Source organism: Mesorhizobium sp. M2A.F.Ca.ET.067.02.1.1, from assembly GCF_004023285.1.
In the GTDB taxonomy this organism is placed as follows: Bacteria; Pseudomonadota; Alphaproteobacteria; order Rhizobiales; family Rhizobiaceae; genus Mesorhizobium.
This window is the reverse complement of record NZ_RZSB01000558.1, coordinates 1-3964: the sequence shown is the minus strand read 5'-3', so window position 1 is coordinate 3964 and position 3964 is coordinate 1. Positions and strand designations below refer to the sequence as shown.

Annotated in this window: 6 protein-coding genes and 1 pseudogene; 4 read left to right on the top strand and 3 right to left on the bottom strand. The window is 64.5% G+C overall.

The window, feature by feature from the left end:
- A pseudogene (locus EOA28_RS40470) lies at window positions 1–125 on the top strand (30S ribosomal protein S16); the annotation flags it as partial.
- An 80-nt stretch (window positions 126–205) separates the two neighbouring features.
- Here the strand turns inward: EOA28_RS40470 and EOA28_RS27480 are convergent.
- The 3 genes from EOA28_RS27480 to EOA28_RS27470 form a co-directional block, all read right to left on the bottom strand.
- On the bottom strand, window positions 206–469 hold the full coding sequence (locus EOA28_RS27480) for a YMGG-like glycine zipper-containing protein (RefSeq protein ID WP_126080411.1): 264 nt from the start codon (window positions 467–469) through the stop codon (window positions 206–208).
- Between the two features lie 238 nt (window positions 470–707).
- Complete coding sequence (locus tag EOA28_RS27475) at window positions 708–1118, bottom strand: DoxX family protein (RefSeq protein WP_127253417.1); 411 nt, start codon at window positions 1116–1118, stop codon at window positions 708–710.
- Window positions 1119–1468: 350 nt separating this feature from the next.
- A complete protein-coding gene (locus EOA28_RS27470) occupies window positions 1469–2344 on the bottom strand; it encodes a bestrophin family ion channel (protein WP_245501604.1) in 876 nt (291 codons plus the stop codon).
- Window positions 2345–2500: 156 nt separating this feature from the next.
- On the opposite strand from EOA28_RS27470, the gene EOA28_RS27465 reads away from it, so the two are divergent.
- From EOA28_RS27465 to EOA28_RS27455, 3 genes are all read left to right on the top strand, one after another.
- On the top strand, window positions 2501–2908 hold the full coding sequence (locus tag EOA28_RS27465) for an ACT domain-containing protein (protein ID WP_127253416.1): 408 nt from the start codon (window positions 2501–2503) through the stop codon (window positions 2906–2908).
- Between the two features lie 208 nt (window positions 2909–3116).
- A complete protein-coding gene (locus EOA28_RS27460) occupies window positions 3117–3386 on the top strand; it encodes a type II toxin-antitoxin system prevent-host-death family antitoxin (protein ID WP_112128743.1) in 270 nt (89 codons plus the stop codon).
- The gene (locus tag EOA28_RS27455) at window positions 3383–3796 is read left to right on the top strand and encodes a hypothetical protein (protein WP_126080407.1); all 414 of its coding nucleotides are present in this window, start codon (window positions 3383–3385) and stop codon (window positions 3794–3796) included. Before EOA28_RS27460 ends, EOA28_RS27455 begins: the two co-directional genes overlap by 4 nt.
- Window positions 3797–3964 lie beyond the last annotated feature (168 nt).

Here is a 3964-nt window from a genome sequence, read left to right as displayed (position 1 = left end):
GCTCGAACCCGAACAAGGCGCTGCCCGGCAAAAAGGCGCAGGAGCGTTCCGCCCTGCTGAAGAAGGCTCAGGAAGATGCGGCGGCGGCAGCGGCCGCCGAGGCTGAAGCCGCCACCGCCGAGTAATCACGGCGCCGTTGAAAGGCAAACGCTCCAAGAAAACGGCGGACTCATGCCCGCCGTTTTCCTTTGGTCCGCCTGACGCCTCAATAGCCGGACGGGCAGCGCGCCACATAGACGCGCCCGTAGCGGTCGCGGTAGCGGCACTGGCCGGCCTCGCTGGCGTGGCCGATCAATGCGCCGGCGACGGCGCCGACGGCACCGCCCACAACCGCGCCTTCGACCGGATCGCCGGCCACCGCGGCACCGACCGCCGCGCCGCCCAGGCCGCCGATCGCCGCGCCCTTTTCCGTCTGCGAGCAGGCGCCCAAGGCCATCGTCAGAACCAGAATGGTAATTGCTTTCTTCATTGCTGTTCCTCTCTCAAGCGCCGTCCTCGCCGCCATGCCCTAAACTCACGAACAGCTAAATTGATCCCGGCGATGGTGAAGATTGGCCGGCTACGTGCCGGCCGCGTCAACAGGACCAAGTGCTAACCTGTTGAAATCTCGTGGCCTTAACCGCTCGGCAGGGCGTCTCGGATTGTCGAGCCCGGCCTCGAAATCCTTACCGATGAGGTTATGAGAATGAGCATCGCTTTTGCCCCGGTTATCGCCTGGACGGGATCAGCGCCCGCACTCTTGCGTCGCGCAGATAGAGCCCGCCCCACAGGATAACGCCGAGATAGACCCCGAACAGCGTGTGCGAGAAGAGCGGGTTGCCGATTCGCACATGCGTCGAAATCGCGCCGCCCATATAGGCGGTGAGCAGGATCGCACCGAGCACCGAGGTGCGCGGCAAGGCATAGAGCGCGGTCGAGATCAGCCCGATGACCCCGATCAGCCGTGCGATGTTCGGATCGGCCGGCCAGCCGAGCCCGTTCATCGTCTGCGTGACGATATCGAGCGGCGGCAGCTTGATGACGCCGTCGAAGATCATGAACAGGACGACCACGGCGCTGAGCGCGCGCCCGGCCCACAAAGCGCCTTGCGAGGCAGGCGCGGCTTCGGAGATGCTCATGGATGTTCCCTCCTGGGTGCGAATACCGGCTGCTTGCCGGGTTCGATTCAAGGACGGACCATGATGTGGCGATCCTACAAGGGGCCGGTTCTTTTGGACGTCGGAGCAACCACACCTTCGTCATCCTAGGGCGAAGCAGGAGCGTAGCTCCGTCGCGGAGCGCGCGGCAGAACAAAATTCTGGACCGCCGGCAACGCCTTGAAGGGCATGGATTCTAGGGTCTGCGCCGCGTCGCTTCGCTCCTTGCTCCGCCCTAGAATGACGAAGAAAGCACAGCGCTTTCGACCATCTCCGAGGGCAGAGTCCTCGTGGGTCGACCTCCTACGAGAAATAGAACTTGTCGGCCGCGATCATCTTCGGCGTGTCTCGTCCAGCGCCTCGAACACGGAAATCTCACAAACGCGGCAGAGGCCGTCCAGCGCCAAGTCGTTCGCCTCGATGCCGAACGGATCCTCGAGCTCTTCCGACAGCGCATCGAGGCCGAAGAAGGTGTAGGCGATCAGCGCCGTGAACAGCGGCGTCGCCCAGCCCGTGGCCGAGACCAGCCCGAACGGCAGAAGCAGGCAGACGACATAGGCCGTGCGATGCAGCAGAAGCGTGTATGCAAAGGGCAGGGGCGTGCCGGCGATGCGCTCGCAGCCGGCCTGGATGGCGGTGATCGCGGCCAGCCTTTCATCGAGGATGCGGAAGCCGATCGGGTCGAGCGCGCCGGCCTCGCGTCGCGCATTGGCGCGCCGGCCCATGCGGCGGACCATGTCTTCGGCAGGGTTGGCGCGGGCGGCGGCCTTGTCGACCTCGTCGCCGATGAAGGCGCGCGCGTCCTCTATGCTGTCGATCCGGCGCAATTGCCCGCGCAGCAGATGGCAGAAGGCAAGCGCCTCCATCAGCAGCGCGCGCTGCTCGGCGCGGTCGCCGATCAGGCTGGTGGTGGCGCGCGCCAAGTTGCGGATCTCGAAGACCAGCCCGCCCCAGAGCTTACGCGCCTCCCACCAGCGGTCATAGGCGGCGTTGTTGCGGAACGACAGATAGATCGACAGCGTCACTCCGACGAGCCCGAAAGGCGCGATGCTGAAGGCGCTGAGATCGAGCTGGAAGTGCCGTGCCACGAGCAGGATGACCGCCGAGTAGATGGCGAAGCCGAAAATCTGCGGCAGGATGCGCGGCACCACCGAGCCGCGCATGATGAAGAACAATTGCAGGAATGTCGGGCGCGGGCGGACGATCATCGGATGAACCTTTGCAAGCCGTTATGTCTCTACGGCGATAGCGAACCCGCGGCTCAGCCGCCAGCGACATCGCCATGTCGTCCAGGCGCAGGACCGTTGACGTTTCGAGCGGGACTGTCGAGAACGTCGCAGAGCGCCAGACGAAGGAACGGAAAGATGAACGGCGAGACGGACCTGCAGAAGCTGCTGGCATCGATGACGCCGCGGCTTTACTCGGATATCTATGTATTCGCCACGTTGGCACCTGGCATGCCGGTTGCGGCGGGGCTCGAGCCCGTCATGCAATTTCGCGAGCGCGAGGGCACGACGATGATCCTGGCCGAAAGCCAGGCAAAGGCGGCCGGCCTTGCCGGAACGTTCCGTTGCCGGATGATCACGCTCGACATCCACTCCTCGCTCCAAGCCGTCGGCTTCCTCGCCGCGATCACCGCGAAGCTGGCGGCCGCCGACATGGGCGTCAATCCGGTCTCGGCCTTCTATCACGATCATCTGTTCGTGCCGGCGGAGCGGGCGGAGGAAGCGCTGGCGATATTGGGGCAGCTTGCGGCGGAGAGCGGTGCCTGAGCCACGAGAAGATCGAAGAGCCGGCGCTATCTCATCCACCCTCCCACTCCCCAGGGAAAGGAGCCTAGGTGCGGAAAGCTCATCCCGGCGACTGGCTTGCTCTATCTGGACGTCGATCCTGAAGCCGGCGATGGGGCATTTTTCATCGCTTTGCACAAATGCTGCCAATGCTGTATATGGCGACAATCAGCAATGATAGGAGGTCGCTATGCCCCGTTCAGGTGGTTCCTATTCCACGAGCGAGCTTTCCCGGAAGTCCGGCGACATTATCGCCGAGGCCCTGCGCCGTCCGGTGACGATTACTCAGCGCAACAAACCCCGTCTCGTGCTTCTCAACATCGAGGATTACGCGCGGCTGGTGCGCCAGTCAGATAGCCGCTCTGCCGGTACAATCGAGACCATGTCTGACAGCCTCTTCGCCGATTTCGAGAGCGCGGTCGAAGCCTATGCGCAGGAGGATGAAACGGGGCGGACATGAGCTACGACGACATCCGCACGGCAACGGTCATCCGTTACCCTTACCTCTGGGCGCGCGAAGCCCGCGCCGGCGAGACGGAGGGCCGCAAGGAACGGCCCGTCGCCGTCGGCGTGCGGGTTGTACGAGCGGATGGCGATCTTGTCCTGTTCTTCCCGATCACCACCAAGGAGCCGGAGAAAGCTCGGTTCGCGGTTGAGATCCCGGCCATCGAGAGGCGCCGCGCGGGACTCGACGCCGATCGGCGGTTGTGGATCATCCTCGACGAGTTCAACTCCGATCTCGTCGGCAAGTCCTTCTATCTCGAACCCGAGCCGCCGATCGGACGCTTCAGCAAAGCCTTCTTCCTGCCGCTGCTGCGGGAGTTCATCGTCAGACGCAAGGCCTTCATCGAAGTCATCCGCTTCCGCTAGCCTCGACACAGCCGCGTCCTCCGTGAGCGAGAACAAACGGCCGAAGGCCGAGCCCGCGACTGCGGGCCGCCGGTCGTCCGGCGCCCCCCGCGGAGGCCCAGCCGCGATAGCGGCGGTGCGGGCCGTGAGCGAAAACGACGGCCGAAGGCCGAGCCCGCGACTGCGGGC

Bases quoted from the DNA above. Each gene is read 5' to 3' on its own strand.
- EOA28_RS27480 (WP_126080411.1), bottom strand. From the start codon at position 469: ATGAAGAAAGCAATTACCATTCTGGTTCTGACGATGGCCTTGGGCGCC.
- EOA28_RS27475 (WP_127253417.1), bottom strand. From the start codon at position 1,118: ATGAGCATCTCCGAAGCCGCGCCTGCCTCGCAAGGCGCTTTGTGGGCC.
- EOA28_RS27470 (WP_245501604.1), bottom strand. From the start codon at position 2,344: ATGATCGTCCGCCCGCGCCCGACATTCCTGCAATTGTTCTTCATCATG.
- EOA28_RS27465 (WP_127253416.1), top strand. From the start codon at position 2,501: ATGAACGGCGAGACGGACCTGCAGAAGCTGCTGGCATCGATGACGCCG.
- EOA28_RS27460 (WP_112128743.1), top strand. From the start codon at position 3,117: ATGCCCCGTTCAGGTGGTTCCTATTCCACGAGCGAGCTTTCCCGGAAG.
- EOA28_RS27455 (WP_126080407.1), top strand. From the start codon at position 3,383: ATGAGCTACGACGACATCCGCACGGCAACGGTCATCCGTTACCCTTAC.